This window comes from Serratia sp. Res13-Sevr-LER1-36-b (assembly GCF_015673035.1).
In the GTDB taxonomy this organism is placed as follows: domain Bacteria; phylum Pseudomonadota; class Gammaproteobacteria; order Enterobacterales; family Enterobacteriaceae; genus Chania; species Chania fonticola_C.
Window position 1 is genome coordinate 441844 of sequence record NZ_JADACK010000020.1, and the last position, 19653, is coordinate 461496.

Annotated in this window: 12 protein-coding genes and 1 pseudogene; 9 read left to right on the top strand and 4 right to left on the bottom strand. The window is 47.9% G+C overall.

What is annotated here, in order from left to right; translation table 11 throughout:
• Positions 1-374: 374 nt before the first annotated feature.
• The 3 genes from IMQ33_RS16155 (at position 375) to IMQ33_RS16165 (ending at position 2664) form a co-directional block, all read left to right on the top strand.
• Positions 375-1169 (top strand): winged helix-turn-helix domain-containing protein, encoded by a 795-nt coding sequence (locus IMQ33_RS16155; protein WP_196062173.1) that lies wholly within the window; start codon positions 375-377, stop codon positions 1167-1169.
• 6 nt (positions 1170-1175) lie between these two features.
• Positions 1176-1661, top strand: coding sequence for a FidL-like protein (locus IMQ33_RS16160; RefSeq protein WP_196062172.1), 486 nt, complete (start codon positions 1176-1178; stop codon positions 1659-1661).
• A gap of 385 nt (positions 1662-2046) precedes the next feature.
• The gene (locus IMQ33_RS16165) at positions 2047-2664 is read left to right on the top strand and encodes a LuxR C-terminal-related transcriptional regulator (RefSeq protein ID WP_196062171.1); all 618 of its coding nucleotides are present in this window, start codon (positions 2047-2049) and stop codon (positions 2662-2664) included.
• A gap of 347 nt (positions 2665-3011) precedes the next feature.
• On the opposite strand, the gene IMQ33_RS16170 is transcribed toward IMQ33_RS16165, so the two are convergent.
• Complete coding sequence (locus IMQ33_RS16170) at positions 3012-3647, bottom strand: carbonic anhydrase (RefSeq protein ID WP_024530881.1); 636 nt, start codon at positions 3645-3647, stop codon at positions 3012-3014.
• Positions 3648-4022: 375 nt separating this feature from the next.
• Here IMQ33_RS16170 and IMQ33_RS16175 point away from each other — a divergent pair, with 375 nt between their 5' ends.
• Positions 4023-4535 (top strand): helix-turn-helix domain-containing protein, encoded by a 513-nt coding sequence (locus IMQ33_RS16175; protein WP_196062170.1) that lies wholly within the window; start codon positions 4023-4025, stop codon positions 4533-4535.
• Positions 4536-4537: 2 nt separating this feature from the next.
• Complete coding sequence (locus tag IMQ33_RS16180; RefSeq protein ID WP_196062169.1) at positions 4538-5809, top strand: type II toxin-antitoxin system HipA family toxin; 1272 nt, start codon at positions 4538-4540, stop codon at positions 5807-5809.
• A 389-nt stretch (positions 5810-6198) separates the two neighbouring features.
• Here IMQ33_RS16180 and IMQ33_RS16185 read toward each other — a convergent pair whose 3' ends face one another.
• The 3 genes and pseudogenes from IMQ33_RS16185 to IMQ33_RS16195 all read right to left on the bottom strand — a co-directional run.
• Complete coding sequence (locus IMQ33_RS16185; RefSeq protein WP_196062168.1) at positions 6199-6474, bottom strand: type II toxin-antitoxin system RelE/ParE family toxin; 276 nt, start codon at positions 6472-6474, stop codon at positions 6199-6201.
• A gap of 3 nt (positions 6475-6477) precedes the next feature.
• Positions 6478-6726 carry a CopG family ribbon-helix-helix protein gene (locus tag IMQ33_RS16190; protein ID WP_004155191.1) on the bottom strand — a complete coding sequence of 83 codons (249 nt, stop codon included), beginning with the start codon at positions 6724-6726 and terminating at the stop codon, positions 6478-6480.
• A gap of 124 nt (positions 6727-6850) precedes the next feature.
• Positions 6851-6958: pseudogene (locus IMQ33_RS16195) on the bottom strand (transposase domain-containing protein); the annotation flags it as partial.
• A gap of 361 nt (positions 6959-7319) precedes the next feature.
• Between IMQ33_RS16195 and IMQ33_RS16200 the strand changes: the two are divergent.
• The 4 genes from IMQ33_RS16200 (at position 7320) to drmA (ending at position 19651) form a co-directional block, all read left to right on the top strand.
• Complete coding sequence (locus tag IMQ33_RS16200; RefSeq protein WP_196062167.1) at positions 7320-8372, top strand: DNA cytosine methyltransferase; 1053 nt, start codon at positions 7320-7322, stop codon at positions 8370-8372.
• Between the two features lie 49 nt (positions 8373-8421).
• A complete protein-coding gene (gene drmD / locus IMQ33_RS16205; RefSeq protein ID WP_196062166.1) occupies positions 8422-11562 on the top strand; it encodes a DISARM system SNF2-like helicase DrmD in 3141 nt (1046 codons plus the stop codon).
• Complete coding sequence (locus IMQ33_RS16210) at positions 11559-15551, top strand: type IIL restriction-modification enzyme MmeI (RefSeq protein ID WP_196062165.1); 3993 nt, start codon at positions 11559-11561, stop codon at positions 15549-15551. Before drmD ends, IMQ33_RS16210 begins: the two co-directional genes overlap by 4 nt.
• Positions 15552-15676: 125 nt before the next feature.
• Entirely contained in the window at positions 15677-19651 is a 3975-nt protein-coding gene (gene drmA / locus IMQ33_RS16215; RefSeq protein WP_196062164.1) for a DISARM system helicase DrmA, read from the top strand.
• Positions 19652-19653: the final 2 nt, after the last annotated feature.

Genomic DNA, 19653 nt, shown 5'->3' on the forward strand with positions numbered 1-19653 from the left:
GGTTCACACAACCGGCACATGAAAGAGGTTTACGCCTCTCTCTGCGTGCCATGTCATAGCTACCGGCAACTGGAAATATGATATGTCCAAAAAAAACAAAAAGCTAAAAAATCTAATTAATCTAAAAAAGTTGGATGAAAATTCCAAAATTAAATAAAATTAAGAAACAAATCAGCAGATAAATCCAAAACATGAAACCCAGTTAAAAACTAAAACTCCTTTAATTTCAACCCCATTTCAGGGAGGGGATAATTTTCTCAAAAGGAGTTGACTGTCAGTGTTGGCCTACCCTAGATTCTACTAATCTTGTTTCAAGACTAATCTTAGTATTGATTATTTTGATGTTTACACACCAGAATCAAATAGGTATCTTCATGAAATACATAATAAATCTAACACTGATTTTCGATCCGGAAAGTCGATTATTAATGCTGAGGAATAATACCCAACTAACGGTAGGGTTATCTAACCCGGCGACAAGATTGTTAAGCGAGTTGATAAAGAATAATAAAACTGAACTGACGCGTGAAATTCTGCTCAAGCATGTCTGGGAGGATTTTGGGTTTTCTCCGTCCGGCGCCACGTTGAGCAACCATATCAGCGAGTTGAGAAAAGCCTTTGAGGCACTTGGGATGAGTAAAGACATTCTGCTCACGGTGCCGCGCATAGGCTTTAAATTGGATGCGGAAATCCATCCAGAAACCAAGCTCGCCAAAGAATCGGCCTCTGCTGAACACATTGAACTTCAGCCGTCGAGTCAACCGGCAACGGTGGATAACGTTGCAGCGGCCGGTGTGAACATAAGCTCAAAAAAGCCATTACGCAGATTGAAAATTCCGGCATTGTCTCTGCTCTTTGTTCTGTGCGTCACCGCTGCAGCGGCGGCATGGATGACCCTAAGCAAGAATGAACAACCCGCGCTCATCGGGATCCAGGATAAATGCCATATCTATACTCTGAATGAAGGTAAGCATGAACCCGTACAATCTGATCGTGCACGAAAGATGCTGACCGATGAAGGGATCGATTGTACGCAGACCGATCTTGACATCTATTATATGGAAGCGCGTCCTACCAACGAATTTCATAAGATTTATTTTCTGTCAGTTTGCACCAAGAATAGCGATATGAACTATAAAAACTGCAATAACTTCAAACAGGTTGAGTAGGCTCACATGAATAGAATTATTATCAGTCTGTCCATCATCGTCCTCGTCATCCTGAGTGGCGCATTTCATTATTTCAGCCGCTCTAACTGGAAACCGTTTCGCTGTGATACTCATCTGAATTCGTACATAGCGACCAAAGAGGGTAAGAAACTTGAACTTAACCTGGATATGAACATCGTCACCGCCCATGAAGGCAGCAGCGAATTGCTCGCGCTAGGCTCCCTCAAAGGACTAGATAGTAATTATGTTATTGCCAGACGAATATTCGTCACCATGAAGCAATCTGACTTTAAGGGCTTTGCCAAAACCATGATCACCCGGGAAGAACGCCATCCCATAGATAATATGCCAGACGAAATCTGGCAACAATACGTGCTGCCAGAGGCACCAGGCGTCGCATTCTATATGGAAACAAAGCATTTAAATAATAATGCATATCTTATTAAAGGGTTGACCAACCCCTACTTTACTTGCGCAATAATATCGAATTAACTTATCAAAAAGGCTTAATCAACTGTCACTCACTGATTAAGCCTTTATTAATACCATCCTGCTAAAGTTAATTGAGGATCACCCCAGTTAACACCGCCTAATACGCTAATCATCAGAGCAAGTTACAGGATAAAAAACTGATAAATCACCATCAATCAAAGTATTAAACCAGATATGGCGATTAAAAGTCATTAACTTGAATGCAGAGCATCTTGTTGGTTAGCCTATTGCTGCCGCTGCATAGCCGGCTTTTATCCGGTGATTAATATAGTAACCCGTAGTGTAATACCGGAATCAGCCGATACGCGTGCAGATAAAAGCCAAGAGTCGTGACGTAAAAAATTGATGACTCAAACCAAAAAGCATAAACCAGGACGAAGAGAACATGAACAGCACGAACAATGCCATGATGATGGAAACATTGACCATCCGCATCATAGACGATGATAATTTTTTCATTGCAGGACTCATTATGGCCCTATCCAGCTATTTTAAAAATAAAAAGATCCGTTTTTACACCGGCCCTTCGAATGGAATAACTGCTGATATTATCTTTCAGGCCATTCGCTGCGGCACATTTATCACGCCAGCTTCCTCCTCAGGGGACTGTAGCCCGACGCTTTATTTTGCCATCGCAGATAGAAAAGATGCTCATCTACAGCACTTATACCGTGGTGTGGCGACGTCCAATATCTTATACCGGCACCAATCGGTGAGCACCGTTTTACAACTCATTGAGAACATCCTGCTTTCACATCAACCGCCGCCCGAAGACACGCAGCAAACAGCAAAAGTCTGTCTCCACGAGCCACTCACACGGCGTGAGCAAGAAGTGCTATATCACCTTAAGCAGGGTAAAGCGCATGCCAGCGTTGCACGTTGCATGGGTATCAAGGAGAAGACCATAAGCTCGCACAAACGCGCGGCAATGAAAAAATTGAATTTCAGACGCACTAGCGAGTTATTCCATTGGATGCTGCAGGGCGGTTTAACCCGTCACTAGCCAAGAAAAGCACATTGAACATGAGTTTTCCATCCCCTCTCCATATTACTGTCTCCTGTACCCATCTCAAATTGCGGTCAAATGGCCGTAATTTGAGAAACACAGCAGGCTGATTTTAAAGAGAATTTTTCGGGCGGCAAATTGACAAGTTTAAAGTAACGCCTATAAAAAACAGCAAGATTCCGAGTTGTGTATAAGGGACAGCTCCATATCGAGGAAATCTGCCAAGGTTTTTAGTGAGTATCAAAAGCGAACATTATTAATCATATTCAACTAACTAGATCTAGCCCTAAAAAAAATCCACGTCGGAACGTGGATTCAGTTTCATAACCAAGGCCAAGCATCTTTTACTCGAAGTAGACCTCGGGGTTATCCGCCAGCGAAACGAAATTCTTGGTATTTTTATCCAGCGTGCGGATCTCGCCACTTTCGATGTCGTACACCCAGCCGTGCAGGCGCAGGGCGTTGTCGCGCAGACCAACGGCAACGGACGGATGAGTCTTGATATTGTTGAGCTGGGCTATCACGTTCTCTTCAACCATAGCGTTAACTTTGTCGATTTCGCTATCCCAGGTTTTCTTCTCTACCACCGCTTTTGCCGCGTCCGCATAGTGCAGCCAGTGGGCAACAGCAGGCATCGGGTCAAGGCACTGGCAAGAAGCTATAGCCTTCATAGCACCACAGTTCGAGTGGCCGCAGATCACTATGTCAGTAACGCCTAGCGCCACAACCGCGTATTCGATGGTCGCCGACACCCCACCCGGCTCCGGGCCAAAGGAAGGGACGATGTTGCCAGCGTTACGGATAACGAAAAGCTGCCCCGGCTCTTGCTGGGTCACCAGCTCGGGTACCAGGCGGCTGTCAGAACACGAAATAAAAAGCGCTTTAGGGTTCTGGCTGGAGGCCAGGCTGCGGAAGAGTTCCTTACGCTGCGGGAAAATCTCTTTCTGGAAACTGAGAAAACCTTCAATAATATGTTGCATAGCACACTCTCTAGATCTGTAGTCTCGATAGTATGATAATCCTTGCAGGCTAAGCTGGAAAGCGGGCAAAACCTTAAGCTAGACGCCCCAGAGGTCCAGCGGAGTGCTTTTAGTATGAGTAGGCTATCTGCAAGGAACATAAGAGCCCAGGTAACACAGACGTTGCATAAATGGACGATGCAGATACGGGGCTAGTGAATACGTACAAATCCCCTTCCCTCCTTCGAAGCCATTTAAAAAGTGCTAATATTCTGGCGTTTTAAACTATTTTTAGTAAAAATATTAGTATCACACGTCATCCCCCTTGCTGCTTCATGTCAAAATTATGCTAATATTATGGTGTAATCTGTACTAAAAAGATAAAATATTGATATTATGGCTAAAAAAACAGCACCACTGCTTCCTACAACTAACCAGTTGCTGACTGATTTTGGTGAGCGGCTGAAGCTTGCGCGTCTTCGGCGCAAGCTGACGGCTAAACAGGTAGCAGAACGAGCTGGTATGTCGCCAATGACGCTACGTTCGCTTGAAGCCGGGGGAACAGGCGTAACGATAGGTGCATATCTATCTGTCATGCAGGTGTTAGGGCTTGAAAACGATCTAAATAAGTTGGCAGCCGAAGATCAACTAGGCCGCCAACTTCAGGATTCCCGGCTGATAAAGAAGGACATCGTTTTCACTTCCAAGGCAAAACCCAATAAAGCACCGGTAGACAAAAAGCCGCGCTCTGAGGCTGCCTACAGGTATGAAGGATCAGATAAGCAGGCAGCTACAACAACAAAAGCTGGCTCCGTAGCAAACAATACAGCCCACAAAGCGACAGGCACAACGTCGGCCGATCTGGCTGCCCTGCTGAAACCATTGAAGAAGTCAATCAAAGGGAGTTAACGATGGCGATGATTGGGGTATATGCAGACTGGGATGGAATGCGCGGGCCAAAGCGAGTTGGCTTGCTGCATAGCCGACAAACTCGTACGCGAGAGTTGTTTGAATTTCAGTATGACCCTCAAGCACTGACTGATCCCGACCTCAATCGTTTGCAACTTGATCCAGAAATTCTTTTATTCGAGGGTGCCCAGTACCCCACTCACCCACGGGATAAATTCGGTATATTTGGTGACTCCAGTCCCGATCGCTGGGGCCGAATACTGATGAAGCGTCGCCTTGAACGGGATATTCGTGCCGGTATCCAAGCTGAAGGAACCAGGCTATACGAATCAAATTATCTCTTGGGTGTACATGATCTTTATCGAGTAGGAGCTCTACGCTACAAGCTTAATGATGAAGGTGAATTTCTTGATAACCGAGCTGACGAAGCGGCACCTCCCTTTACCGAAATTCACGCTTTAGAAAGGGCAAGCCGCGCACTGGAAGATGATCCAGACAATACATCCCTACAGGGTCAGGAATGGTTGCGGATGCTCATTGCGCCAGGTGGCTCTCTAGGTGGGGCAAGGCCCAAAGCAAGTGTCGTGGACAAGCATGGCCATCTCTATATCGCAAAATTTCCCAGCACCAAAGATGATTACGATGTTGGCGGCTGGGAGATGGTAGCCAATGCTCTCGCCGTGGGTTGTGGGCTGAACGTCGCAACAGCTGAAGCGCATAAATATGCCAGCGATTACCACTGCTTTATGGTCCGTCGGTTCGACCGTACAGGATCCGGCCAGCGCCTTCATTTTGCTTCTGCCATGACAATGACCAGACATCAAGATGGTGATGATGCCTCTACAGGTGTCAGTTATCTTGAACTTGCAGACGTCCTGATAAGACATGGCGCACAAACAAAAACCGACCTGCAAGAACTCTGGTCAAGGATTGTTTTCAATATTCTTGTCTCTAACACCGATGATCACTTACGCAATCATGGTTTCATTTTGGTCCCTGGCAAAGGCTGGCGGCTTTCTGCAGCCTACGATATGAATCCCGTTCCCTGGTCTGACGGCCTAAAGCTTAATATCACCGAAGCAGATAATGCACTAGATCTCGAACTGGCACGCGAAGTCGCTGAATATTTCCGTTTGAGCTTGGCACAGGCCGATGAAATTATTGAAAACTTTATGGGGATCGTGGCTCAATGGAGGACAATTGCTGATGGTTTGGGACTACCTCTTCGGGAGCAGGAACGAATGTCTGAAGCATTTAGAGTTGCGAATGGATAACCCTAGCAAACATACGACACCTAGAGTACTGAGCACTGGTTAGCAATGAAATCACTGAGTTTTTCCGTTCAATCAATCCGGTGGCAAAGCAAATTGCAGACGTTCGTACGTAAACCCTAAGTTGATGTTGATTGAATCAGGTTGTCTGAAAAACCTCAAGGAGCCTTGCGGGGACTGGATTTCAGGCACAAAAAAAGCCGCTCGAATGCGACTTGATTTGCGTACTGACTAATGGTGCGAAGGCCGGACTCGCACATAATGATTAATCCTTTGATTTAAAAACAATAAAAAATAACATTTAGATAATGTACCAACATCAATACCAACACATTAAATCGTTGATTTTGGGACTCGAATCGGGGCAAAGGTTACCTGGAAGATGACAAACTTCAGCGATCCTCTCGGGTATGCCAAAGGTCAACAATATAAATAGTATCGCGCTGAATTTCATAGTGAACGTCATAATCATCAAACAAGATTTTTCTCACTTCTCGTGGTTCATATCTTGTCTGAGATACACCGATTCTTGGATGTTCGGCGAGCCCTGAGGTTCCTATGATCAAACGTTCTAATACGTTGTCAGCATGTTGCCGACTGTACTGACAGGCAAACCTATAAATACGCTCCAGATCATCCTGGGCCTTTTGGGTCCACTGTATTTCCATGGGTTACGATTTTTTCAGTTTGTTAGCGAAGTCAACCACATCCGCATGGCTAACCACCCTTCCCGCATCGACATCAGCAAGCCCTTTCAAAATCTGCTGATGCCGCCGTTCTCTCTCTTCAATCATGGCGGTCAACGCTTCTTTAATCACCCAGCTTTTGGATCTGTCCAGTTCAATAGCCAGGTTTTCAACCGCCGCAGCAAGCTCTGCAGGGATCTGAGCGCTGATCGTCTGTTTCGCGAGTTGTCTCATGAGCGTCACCTTTTAATAAAAGTTAATAACACTTATTAAAATAGCATGTTTGTATTCGCGTAACTACCTGCGGCGAAGACAATACCAGTAAGCGTACAGCGTGAGCCGTATTGACGGGGATATGTTATTCAGTTGGCAGTGTGACGCGCCACGGTAGCAGCTCGCTGACCCGGTTGACCGGCCAGTCTGCTATGACATCAAGGACATAGCTGAGGTAACGTTCTGGATCCACAACGTCCACGACTAGGCACCAAACCGGTATCCAGTATTCATTTACCCCACAAGCTGTTCATGAGATCATATAAGCAAACAACTTCTGGTATGGGGCTTTTCAGTCTAGATCGCTGGTCATCGGTTGAATGAATCATTGAAGACTCTGGTAACAGCAAAATCACCATTTATGTGCAGCCCCAAAATGCTGTATTTTTATACATAAAATATTTCATCATGGAAGTTGTAAGCTAAAGGCGCTCGCAAATGGCTGCATCTTGGACGTTGTGCAAATACTAATGAAGTGGAAATAAGATCTTGATACTCTTGTAGTAATTAATTTATGGGTATCTCTAAGTCTTTGAAAAGATGAGAAGAGTTAAATGAAGAAAGTATCTTGTGTCGATTTGTTTTGTGGTGCAGGTGGATTAACGCATGGCCTTGTACTTGAAGGCTTACCTGTAGTTGCAGGAATTGACATGGATCCGGCCTGCAAATTTCCTTATGAATCAAACAACAATGCCAAATTTATAGAACGGGATATAAGCAAAGTAACAACAACCGAATTAGATGCATTGTTTGGCGATGCTGACATCAAAATTCTCGCTGGCTGTGCGCCTTGTCAACCATTTTCTACCTATACACAACGTTATGAATCGGATGGTAAGGATGGTAAATGGGGGCTCCTGTATGAGTTTGCACGCCTAGCAGAAGGTACTCGCCCAGACGTGATCACGATGGAAAATGTTCCTACTGTGGCTAAACACCAAGTGTTCCACGACTTCGTCGAGGCATTGAAGTGTATTGGCTACAGCGTATGGTTTAGCATTGTTGATTGCACTCATTTCGGTGTCCCACAAACACGTAAGAGAATGGTTTTATTGGCATCACTCCATGGCGAGATAAAAATGTCTTCTCCAACGTGTACAAAACCCAAAACAGTAAGAGAAGCTATAGGCCATCTGCGCGCATTAAATGCTGGTGAAGCCGCTCCAGGAGATAAGCTGCATGTTACCTCCACATTGTCAGATAAGAATCTGGAGCGTATTAAGGCCTCAAAACCAGGAGGAACCTGGCGTGACTGGCCAGAACATCTTGTTGCCGATTGTCATCGAACAGAAAGTGGCAGAACTTACGCTAGTGTTTATGGCCGTATGGAATGGGACAAACCAGCACCAACCATGACAACGCAGTGCTATGGTTTTGGAAATGGTCGATTTGGGCATCCTGAACAGAACCGCGCAATCTCCCTGAGAGAAGCGGCAATTCTTCAGAGTTTTCCCCGTAACTATGCATTTATTCCCCATGATGGGCCAGTAAGTTTAAGGATTCTAGGGCGCTTAATCGGGAATGCAGTCCCTGTTGAACTTGGCCGAGCAATTGCACGCAGTATTAATTCACATCTTGCAAATGTGAATATGGTCACTGCTGGATGACAAATCTTTACTAATCATTGGGTTATATGAATTAGAGTCTGGAAACAATATGGAAATTTCTAATACACCTGATATCCGAGTACAGCGAACTATTCCAGAACCCGGTCAGTTGGTTGAGGTCCGTCGGCGTCAATGGATTGTTGTGGAAGTTACTTCATCTCAATTGTTACCTGCCTCAGCTCAACAGCACGCAGTAACTTTGTCATCTATTGATGAAGATGGTTTGGGGGAAGAACTTGAGGTTATTTGGGAAATTGAGGTAGGTGCCCAGATTATTGAGCGAGCTGGGCTGCCCACAATCAGTGGGCAAGACGACTCCAGCACTCTTAATGCTTTCCTTGACGCAGTGCGCTGGGGAGCTGCCACTAATGCTAACCGAGGCTTCCTGCAGGCCCCATTTCGCAGTGGCGTTAGTATAGAAGACTTCCAACTCGATCCGTTGGTGCGTGCAATTGATATGGCCCGTGTCAATCTCCTCATAGCCGATGATGTCGGTTTAGGTAAGACTATTGAGGCTGGATTAATCATTCAGGAAATGCTGCTTCGACATCGAGCCCGTACAGTCCTGATTATCTGCCCTGCGTCGCTACAGGAAAAGTGGCGAATGGAGATGCAGGAAAAGTTTGGACTGGAATTTCAAATCGTCGACACTCGCTACATCAAGCAATTACGCCGAGAACGCGGGATCCATGCCAACCCGTGGACATCGCATTCTCGACTGATCACATCCATGGATTGGGCCAAAAGTGGCGAAGGCTTGAGAGCTATGCGCGATGTGTTGCCCTTGTATAACAGCTACCCACGCAAGTTCGATCTATTGGTCATTGACGAAGCACATAATATCGCACCGGCTGCTGGGGCAAACTACGCATTAGAGAGTCAGAGAACGCGCTTCATCCGTTCAATCAGTCCTCACTTCCAGCACAGGTTATTTCTGACCGCTACGCCACATAATGGCTATACCGAATCCTTCACCTCACTTCTCGAACTTCTGGATGACCAACGTTTCGCTAGAAATATACTTCCCGACGATAAGCAGCTCAATCAAGTAATGATTCGTCGCCTCAAGAGCGATCTCGTCGATGCTAACGGCAATGTACTTTACGCCCAACGTAAGCTTGAAGTCTTACCGATTTTATACACTGCCAAAGAACGCGAAATTCACTCAAAACTCAATGACTACTGCAAGAGCCGAGAACTAGGTGCAGAGAAAACCGGTAGCACATTCGGAACTGCTTTCGTGAATCAGCTACTAAAAAAACGGCTCTTTTCCTCCCCTGCGGCCTTCGCATCAACACTTGAAAAACACATCGCTAGTCTGACTTATGGAAACCTGCGTAGTGATAATAGTCCGATGGACGACCGCATCTTGCGCAAAGCTATTCTTCGTGTTGATGAAGATTACGCTAACGACCAAGAGGTAGAGAACGCGCAATCTGAGGCTGTTGAAGAAGCTTCATGTCGAGCTCAGCCGCTCACGACCGACCAGCAACAAATGCTGAGTGAACTACGTAAATGGGCACAGATAGCCAGAAACCAAGTCGATTCCAAAGCTAAAGCCGTGCTCAGCTGGCTTGATACCAATCTGAAAACAAACGGTCATTGGAATGAACATCGGGTAATTCTGTTCACTGAATATCGCACTACCCTCCAGTGGATACACGAGATCCTAGCCAGCCATGGATTTGGTGGGGAGCGCCTCGCGATCCTCCATGGTGGTATAGCGCAGGACGAACGTGAGAAAGTAAAAGCAGCCTTCCAGACCGCTCCCAAAGACTCTGCCGTTCGTATTCTTCTTGCTACCGATGCAGCATCTGAAGGTATCGATCTGCAGAACCACTGTAACTGCTTAATCCATCTTGAGATCCCCTACAATCCCAATGTGATGGAGCAGCGCAATGGTCGTATTGACCGTCATGGTCAACGCCAGAAAGAGGTGTTGATCTGGCATCCTGTCGATGGCGATGAAAATAGCCAAGCTAGCATTGGAGGCCATAGTGGGGACATCATCCGAGCTCTACGTAAGCTCGAATCTATGCGATCAGACATGGGTAGTGTCAATCCGGTTATCGCGCCACAGATGTCGAAGCTGATTGAAGGATCTATCAGGGATTTTGATACTCGTATTGCAGAAGCTCGGATTGCCAAAACTAAACGATTCGTAAGCGCCGATCGTGAACTGAAAGAGCGGATAGCCCGGTTACATGACCGGCTACTATCCACTCAAAACGATTTCCATCTCACGCCAGAACATATCCTCATGGCTGTAAATACGGGACTTTCTTTGGCAGGCCGACCGCATTTGGAACCGTTTGCTCTTCCGGATGATCCAGCTGGTTCAACATTCAAAATGCCAGCATTGTCAGGATCCTGGGCTCGTTGCCTGGAGGGGCTACGCCATCCCTATACTCTACAAACTCGCCCTATCACCTTTGACCATACCGTGGCGAGAGGACGTGACGATGTCGTACTCGTTCATTTGAATCATCGACTGGTACAGATGTGTCTACGTCTGTTACGAGCAGAAGTATGGGCTCGCGATGACGTGAAGAAGTTGCATCGTGTTACTGTACGTTCGGTGCCCGACACACTAATTGATGGCCCTGCCGTAGTAGTTAGTTCAAGGCTGGTCATCACCGGAGGCAATTACCATCGCCTCCACGAAGAGTTGACAACAGCTGGAGGTTATCTTGGGGATAAATCCTTCCGCCGTGAAGAAGGGGTCAATAAAGTTCAGCTATGGCTAGATAATAGTAAGCCAATGACAGCTTCTGACTCACTATTTGATGACATCCGTATTCGTTTTGACCGTGCACAACACGCTATTCTACAGTCAGTGAACGCTAGGTCAAAAGACCGGCTCAAAGATTTGGCTAGTACCCTTCAGCTCAGTAAGAATCGAGAATTGACGGACATTAGCACAGTGCTTGATGAACTTGAAAAAACCATCTGTATCGAATTAAAAAAAGATCAACAACCTGAGCAATTTTCACTGTTCTTAGAGGATGAACGAACCCAGCTCAAACGTGACACCGCAGCTCTGAAAGCTCGCCTTTCACGTATTCCTGAAGAGCGTGAACAGGAGATCCAAGCCATCGAAACTCGCTACGCTAAACTCGACGATCGTACTTTTCCTGTTGCTGTTACCTTCCTAGTACCTGAATCTACTGTTCAGAGGGGGGAAGCATGAGTATGGCCAGCGTACACGATGATTGGCTCTCGCTAATCGACATTTCAGGCCCCTTCCTTGCCATACCTGTACTAACAGATGCATTCCCGCAGGGGCTGGAAGATCTAGACACCGCCAAACGCAAACGACTGCGCCAAGCTTACGATGAGTGGCGAGAAGCACTGGAACAAGAAGATTCTCAGTTCAATGAATTGCATTTCGCGTGGATCGAAGAAGTTCTTTCACGTGGCCTTGAGTTCGATGAGGACGGTAAAGGCGATGTCCTGAAGGGCACAGATTGGTGCACCGCCAACCTGAACACTGTTCTTTCTGACCATGGTGTAGCTCTGTCACCTAATCTAGCAATTGTCGACGAGCAGTGCGCGAACAAACCTTTGATGCTCATTCATACCTATGCACAAGACATCGATCTTGACGCAACGCTGAAGATGAACGGATGGGTCGCTACACCCGCAGACCGTATGGTTCAGCTGTGCCGTTCCTTAGGCTGTCGACTTGGCTTGGTGACCAATGGTGAACGCTGGATGCTGGTGGATGCTCCTGTGGGTGCAGTCACCAGTTTCGCTAGCTGGTATGCCCGACTTTGGAACCAGGAACCCATCACTCTACAGGCCTTCGTGCATCTACTTGGCATCCGCCGTTTCTTCGTCGATGAATCCGAACAACTACCCGCATTGTTCGACAGTTCTCTGAAATATCAGGATGAAGTAACCGATGCACTGGGAGAACAAGTACGTCGCGCTGTAGAAGTATTAATCCAGTCCCTTGATAAAGCTGATCAGGATCGCAATCGTGAACTACTTTACAACGTAAAAGAATCCGAACTCTATGAAGCGGCTCTGACAGTGATGATGCGCTTGGTGTTTCTGCTCTCGGCAGAGGAGCGCGGCCTGCTTCTTTTGGGCGATGAACGATACGAAGCCAACTATGCACTTTCCACCTTACGTATGCAGTTACGCAAGGTACCCGAAGAAATCCTAGAACGGCGCTGGGACGCCTGGTCGCGCCTGCTGGCGGTCTTCCGTGCTGTTTTCTGCGGGGTGGAACATGAAAGTCTTCGTCTGCCTGCACTGGGTAGCTCACTGTTCGATCCTGATCATTTTCCTTTTCTGGAAGGACGGGCTAAAGGTTCCAGTTGGCGGACAGATACAGCCAAGCCACTGCCGATTGATAACCGCACAGTTCTGTTGTTGCTAGAGGCCATCCAGCAATTCCAGGGCCGAACACTCTCATATCGCGCACTGGACGTCGAACAAATCGGTTACGTGTATGAAGGTCTGCTGGAACGTACCGTAAGGCGTACCAATGAAGTCACACTGGAACTGGATGCCACCAAGAAATCACAGTATCCATGGGTCAATCTAGCCGAGCTAGATTCAGCAAGCATGAACAGTACTGAGAAGCTAGTTGAGTTGCTGCAAGAACGCTCCGGCAGTTCTATCAGCCGGGTGCGCAAAGATCTGGCCAAAGCTGTTGATGACACCTTGGCTGATCGCCTACTCACTACCTGCCAAGGTGACATCCAGTTACGTGACCGTATAAAACCTTACGCCCATCTGCTGCGCACTGACCCTTGGGGTTATCCGCTAGTCTACTCCGCTGGTGCCTTCATCGTCACAAGCGGTTCCAACCGACGCGAAACAGGTACTCACTACACGCCCAAGTCCCTTACCGAAACCATCGTTACTGAGACGCTGACGCCGGTAGCTTATATCGGCCCGGCAGACGGTACGCCTCAAGAAGAGTGGCGACTTAAATCCCCCGCCGAACTACTCGATCTCAAAATCTGCGACCCAGCCATGGGCTCGGGCGCCTTCCTGGTACAGGCCTGCCGTTGGCTGGCCGATCGTCTCAATGAAGCCTGGTCGCTGGCCGAAGCCAACGGAAAGGCGGTGAGCGTGGATGGTGTTGTCTTGGATGCCTTGGGCACCTGTGAGCAGTTACCACGCGATATGGATGCACGCATTGTCATAGCTCGTCGCCTGATTGCCGAACGTTGCCTGTACGGCGTCGACCTGAATCCACTAGCGGTAGAACTGGCCAAGCTCTCCATCTGGCTGGTGACGCTGGCCAAGGGCCGCCCGTTTGGCTTCCTCGACCATAGCTTACGCTGCGGTGATAGCCTGCTCGGTATCCATCGGCTGGATCAGCTGACCCAGCTTACGATGAAACCTTCGGCCAAGGGGCAATTACGCCTGTTCGGCCAAGACATCGAAAAAGCAGTTCGGGAAGCAATTGAATTGCGCCAGAGACTGCGCGATATGCCGATCCGGGATATACACGACGTGGAAGCCATGGCGCATCTGGATGCAGAGGCGCGCCGCAAGCTTGAAGTGTCGAAATGTATTGCCGATGCGCTCATTGGGGAAGTCTTCATATCAGGAGGTGGTGTTGCGCTGGAAAACGCGCTGGATTCGCTGACCATCAAAGCCGGACAGGTCATAGACGAAGACCGGGACGTACTCTCCTTGGTGCGCAGGAGATCGATCGACGCGTTCACGACGGATCTGCCCATCGGCAAATCTGCTCGTCGGCCGTTTCATTGGCCTCTGGAGTTTCCAGAAGTCCTCGCAGACTCACACGGCGGCTTTGATGCGGTGCTGGGAAACCCACCCTATCGCCACGGTTCACGAATATCAACGGACAACGGAATTGCGTATCTCCGCTATTTGCTGCTTACCAACATTAAGGTGAAGGGGACGGCAGACCTCGCAGTCCATTTTCTCCACCGGTTCTTAGTTGCCTGTCGCCCTAACGGTACAGTAGGACTTGTAACAACCAAGAGCATAGCGGAAGGCGATAACAAGGAATCAGGGCTGAAGTGGTTAATAAATAGCTCGCAGATTCGTCTGTACAAAGCCACAAATCCTCTAGCGTGGCCCGGAAAAGCAGCTCTCTCTGTAGCCATGTTCTTTGGCAGAAAAGGAATTTGGTCAGGGAAAGTTCTTTTAAATAATACGGAAGTTGTAAACATAAGCGCATCTTTGGAAGCTGCTGGAGATGAAATTAGCATGCATTCATTGTTCAGCAATACTGGAATTTGCTACAAGGGTTCCGAATTGCTCGGAGACGGGTTCATCGTTTCCGAGGCAGAAGCAAGGAAAATGCTATGCTCGCCACCGGATGCACACATTATCAAACAACTGATGAACGGGAAGGACTTCTCTTCATCAGCTGCGCAGTCACCTGGAAGATGGGTGATTGATTTCGGTGACATGGGTGAAGCCGAAGCGCGAAGCCACCGCATTCCGTTCTCAATTATCGAACAATGGGTTAAACCGGAGAGGGCAAAAGATAATCGAGCGGCTAGGCGAGAGAGATATTGGAGGTTTGGCGAGATCGCGAAGGGTCTTTATAGCCGACTGCAAGGCCTAGAAAAGGCAGTCGCGCGATTATTTACAGGGGAATATTGGTTCTGGGATTTTGTTACACCGGGGCCGGTATTCACAAATGCTCTAGTAATAGTTACGTCAGATCAGCCTTGGCGTTTCGCAGTGCTTTCAAGCACAATTCATGAAGCGTGGGCCTCAATTGAAGCCAGCAGTCTGGTCACGAGGTTTAGATATACGCCATCCAGATGCTTCGAAACCTTTCCATTTCCGCAGGGCAGCGAATCATTGGATTCCTTTGCGAACGCCTTTTGGGCCTATCGCCGCAATCTTATGGATCGTAGGGTCTCTGGCCTTACCCCTATCTATGGAGAGTTGCACGACCCGGCGTGCATTGATCAAGATATTATTGGCTTGCGAGATATGCACGTCAGACTAGATGTGACTGTTTTGGACGCATATGGATGGGGAGATATTTCGCTGAATCACGAATTCAGGGAAACCAAGCAGGGAGTTCGTTTCACTATCTCAGAGGCTGCTCGTGTCGAAGTGCTACAACGATTGTCAGAACTGAATCGTCTGCGCTATCAGGAAGAACTTGCTGCTGGCTTGCATGTAAAAGCGGCTAAAGCTAAGAGATTAAGCACGCCACGAAAATAATCCCCAACATTAATTTCAAACTAAGTTTGAGTTTGAGAAAGGTAGTTCATTAATGATCAACGCAACCACCGTTGATCTTGTTGTCACGGCTCAAAATTTCGTCTAGAGCGGTATGGAGGGAAATAATGATAAATGATAAACCAACCAGATCACCTAATGCATGGTTCGCGATTGACCGTGCCCAAGTGAAAGATCCAACCTTAGCCCTCTATACGCAGCGCTTAAAAGGCGAGCGAGAACTCAATCAAGGCATCTCAAATGACGATTGGGTCGTGATTCTAGATACCTCAGGCCATATCACGCGAATCGGACGCATTCTGCGTATTCGTTCCGATCTTGAAAGTACTACGCTGTTTTTCGATCGCATGTTGCACGTCAAGCCATCTATTTCGGTTGGTATGACCTCACTCACACTACCAGCAAAAGGAAGTTCTGGTCGTATTCAATGGAAAGAATTCATTGAAATGCTCCCAAATGCACTGAATACGAATATTGCTGAAATACCAAAAATCGGGGATCAAACCTATATCCGCGAACTGCTGCAATTGGCTGTGATGGACGACTTACTTGGCCCTGCTGGTGGCCCTAATGAGCTCATCGTCGATATGGGTGTACGCGACCGCTACCTAGTTGGCAAGCTAGCCCCACGTGAAGCAGCCGAAAGAGGGCAGGAGTTTCCTGTTGATGCTGAAGATATTGAAGATGAAGAGCCAGACCTGATCGTCAAAGCGAAGACTGCAAAGGTGAACTCTCCCTCAGTCCTTGGCAGCGGCGAAACCGATACGGCAGAAGAGATTGATGCAGCCAGCAATCAGTCATTGGTGCCCAGTAGCCTCGGCATGACTTTCTGCGTGGATGGCGACGTCGATCGGATCGAGATCGAAACGTGTTGGGGGCGATATGAGCGTGTGCCAAATGATGAACATCAATTCTTTAAGTCCAATGGGCAAAAAGCTAAGGTTTGGAAACGCATTCCTTGTGGTGGCAAGATCGTACTCCCCCTGATCGAGGGCTCGATTTCACACAATGCTCCGGATAGTGCCTCCCCGGAAGTTAGAGTGCAGGGCTCTATTCGAGCCAAAAATGACAATGGTGATCGGCTGATTACACTCTTCCTCGTTAATGCGCAGGAAGAACCGGATACAAACCGTGATACAGCATGGGTGTTTCAACCAGAGCTGATCGTTCGAGCAGCGAAAGATGCTGCCAAGCCTGCCATTTTCAGGCGCAGACCGGTACTAGATGCAGATGGTATGGACCCAGAGCGCGAAGCACTTGAGATGATCTACCGAGATCGTGTTGAGTTCGCCGTGGGTCATGGAGTTGCAGTTCATGCAGAAATAGCGGATGACGTCACACTAGCTACAGAAGTGCGTACTACAGTGATGCCACAGTACGAGGTTCAGGCAACTGAGACTCCTGGGCTTGAGCTATCCGATCGTCCAGCTATGCGAGAAATGGTAAGTAGTGGTCTGCTTGATATGCAACGACTAGCCACTTTGGACACTGATCCATTAGTTGATGCCTTAAGTGTGCTAACTAATGACTACGCTACCTGGATTGATGAACAGAACTTGAGTGTGAGCAGCAAGGTCAAGGGCTTCGATACCCAAGCCCAAGCGGCCATAGATCGTTGTCAGGAGATCCATACCCGCCTGCAAGAAGGTATCAATACACTTAAGTCTAATGACAATGCTCTGGCAGCCTTCCGTTTCGCCAATCAAGCGATGGCCACGCAACGCATACGCAGCTTGTATGCAATTGCCATGCGCCGAGGCGAGGACGTTACCCTAGATAAGTTCGATGTTCTTAAGAACCGCAGCTGGCGTCCATTCCAGTTAGCTTTTCTGTTGCTGTCGATTCCATCCCTTGCGGATCCGTGTCACCCAGACCGAGTCAAACCTATTGAGGCTTATGCGGACCTGCTGTGGTTTCCTACCGGGGGTGGTAAGACTGAAGCCTATCTGGGTGTAGCCGCCTTCACCATGGCCATTCGACGTATGCAGGGCAATCTAGGCGGGTACGATAGCTCACGTGGTTTGACTGTGATAATGCGTTACACCCTTCGTTTGCTGACACTGCAACAGTTCCAGCGTGCTACATCACTTATTTGTGCAATGGAAGTGCTGCGACGCGAGGCACTAAATAAGGGTGATAAATCCCTCGGAACGGAGCCATTCACTATTGGCCTATGGGTCGGCAATAAAGTGACTCCGGGAACGACTGAAGATAGCCATAATGCTATCGAAAAAACACGTAACCCGGGTAGTTATAATGCGGGAACAGCCTCACCCGTCCAACTGACCAGCTGTCCATGGTGTGGTACCGAAATCATTCCTGGGCAAGATGTCGAAGTTAAAAAGGATAAAGCTGGCGGCCGAACGTTTATCTATTGTGGTGACAAAAAAGGACGCTGCGAATTTTCCAGGGGAAAGTCCAGCAAGCAACTACACCCTGGAATACCAGTACTGGTGGTAGATGAAGAAATCTACCATCGTCCTCCGACAATGATGATTGCCACAGTGGATAAGTTCACCATGATGGCATGGCGTGGCCAAGTGCGGACTCTTTTTGGCCGAGTTGAAAAAGAATGTGAGCGGCACGGTTTACTCTGGCCTGGGGCCAATTGCACTGGAAACCACCAAGCATTCAAAGGACAGCCTTCCGCTAAAGTAAAGGCCATCCCCCCTATCCGACCGCCTGATTTAATCATCCAGGATGAGTTCCACCTAATAAGTGGGCCACTGGGTACCATGGTAGGTTTGTATGAAACTGCCGTCGATGAGCTGTGTAGCTGGACGCTCAACGGAAAAACGGTCAAACCGAAAATCATTGCCTCAACGGCAACAGTGCGCAAAGCCAAAGAGCAAGTAAATAATGTATTTATGCGCCAAGTTTCGGTATTCCCACCACATGGACTAGATGTGGAAGACAACTTCTTCTCAGTTCAACGCCACATAAAGGATAAATTTGGCCGACGTTATCTGGGAGTCTGCTCACCCGGCAGCTCGCGCCCAGCAATGCTTATTCGAGTCTATACCGCTTTCTTAACTGCGGCACAGGAGCTATTTGACCACTTCGGTGAACCTGCTGATCCTTATATGACTATGGTCGGCTACTTCAACTCGCTACGTGAACTAGGCGGGATGAAGCGATTGGCAGAAGATGATGTGCAGACACGTTCCTATCGCGTGCAAATGAGCATGGTGGAACGGCCTGCATTGGCACAACGTAGTGTCAACAACATTCGCGAATTGACTTCTCGTGTATCTAGCCAGGACATCCCAAAATACCTCGACAATCTTGAGGTCAAGTTTAAGGCCGAGTTTGATAGCTCTGCAGGTAAATACGTGACGAAGTGGCGGGAAGGTGATACTCGGGCTATTGACGTGGTCCTAGCAACCAATATGCTGTCAGTGGGAGTCGATGTGAATAGACTCGGCCTGATGGCAGTGAATGGACAACCTAAGGGAACGGCCGAGTATATTCAGGCTACCAGTCGTGTTGGACGTTCATTCCCTGGCCTAGTCTGCACCGTACTTACCTGGGCCCGACCGCGTGACCTCTCTCACTACGAAACATTCGAACATTACCACGCCACCTTCTACAAGCATGTTGAGGCACAATCGGTAACGCCATTCTCTCCACGTGCCATGGATCGTGGTTTGACGGGGTCATTACTAAGTCTTATGCGTCTGAAGAATAACGAGTTCAGCCCGAATGAAGGTGCGGGTAAATTGGATATGTCAAACCAGAGTGAACTCACTCATGCAATTGAAGTTTTAGCGACTCGTGCAGGCAATGTAGCAGAAGATAATGCACGTAAGTTGTTAGCTGAAAATGAACTGAAAGAGCGTGCCGACGAATGGGCCAAAAAAGCCAGTAAAGGCGGCCGAATTCTGGGATATGAAAAGAGAGGTCCCGATAAAGACAAGACTGTGGCGTTGATCAAATCACCTGGGCTTCAAGCTTGGGACAACTGGACTGTACCTATGTCAATGCGAGAAGTTGAGTCTGGTGTACGTCTGATTATGGACACCAAATTTATCAAGGACGATCACGATTGGAAACCTCGTCCTGTAACGAAAGACGAGGATTGAAT

Coding starts and splice junctions, on each gene's coding strand:
- IMQ33_RS16155 (WP_196062173.1), top strand. CDS start 375: ATGAAATACATAATAAATCTAACACTGATTTTCGATCCGGAAAGTCGA.
- IMQ33_RS16160 (WP_196062172.1), top strand. CDS start 1,176: ATGAATAGAATTATTATCAGTCTGTCCATCATCGTCCTCGTCATCCTG.
- IMQ33_RS16165 (WP_196062171.1), top strand. CDS start 2,047: ATGAACAGCACGAACAATGCCATGATGATGGAAACATTGACCATCCGC.
- IMQ33_RS16170 (WP_024530881.1), bottom strand. CDS start 3,647: ATGCAACATATTATTGAAGGTTTTCTCAGTTTCCAGAAAGAGATTTTC.
- IMQ33_RS16175 (WP_196062170.1), top strand. CDS start 4,023: ATGGCTAAAAAAACAGCACCACTGCTTCCTACAACTAACCAGTTGCTG.
- IMQ33_RS16180 (WP_196062169.1), top strand. CDS start 4,538: ATGGCGATGATTGGGGTATATGCAGACTGGGATGGAATGCGCGGGCCA.
- IMQ33_RS16185 (WP_196062168.1), bottom strand. CDS start 6,474: ATGGAAATACAGTGGACCCAAAAGGCCCAGGATGATCTGGAGCGTATT.
- IMQ33_RS16190 (WP_004155191.1), bottom strand. CDS start 6,726: ATGAGACAACTCGCGAAACAGACGATCAGCGCTCAGATCCCTGCAGAG.
- IMQ33_RS16200 (WP_196062167.1), top strand. CDS start 7,320: ATGAAGAAAGTATCTTGTGTCGATTTGTTTTGTGGTGCAGGTGGATTA.
- drmD (WP_196062166.1), top strand. CDS start 8,422: ATGGAAATTTCTAATACACCTGATATCCGAGTACAGCGAACTATTCCA.
- IMQ33_RS16210 (WP_196062165.1), top strand. CDS start 11,559: ATGAGTATGGCCAGCGTACACGATGATTGGCTCTCGCTAATCGACATT.
- drmA (WP_196062164.1), top strand. CDS start 15,677: ATGATAAATGATAAACCAACCAGATCACCTAATGCATGGTTCGCGATT.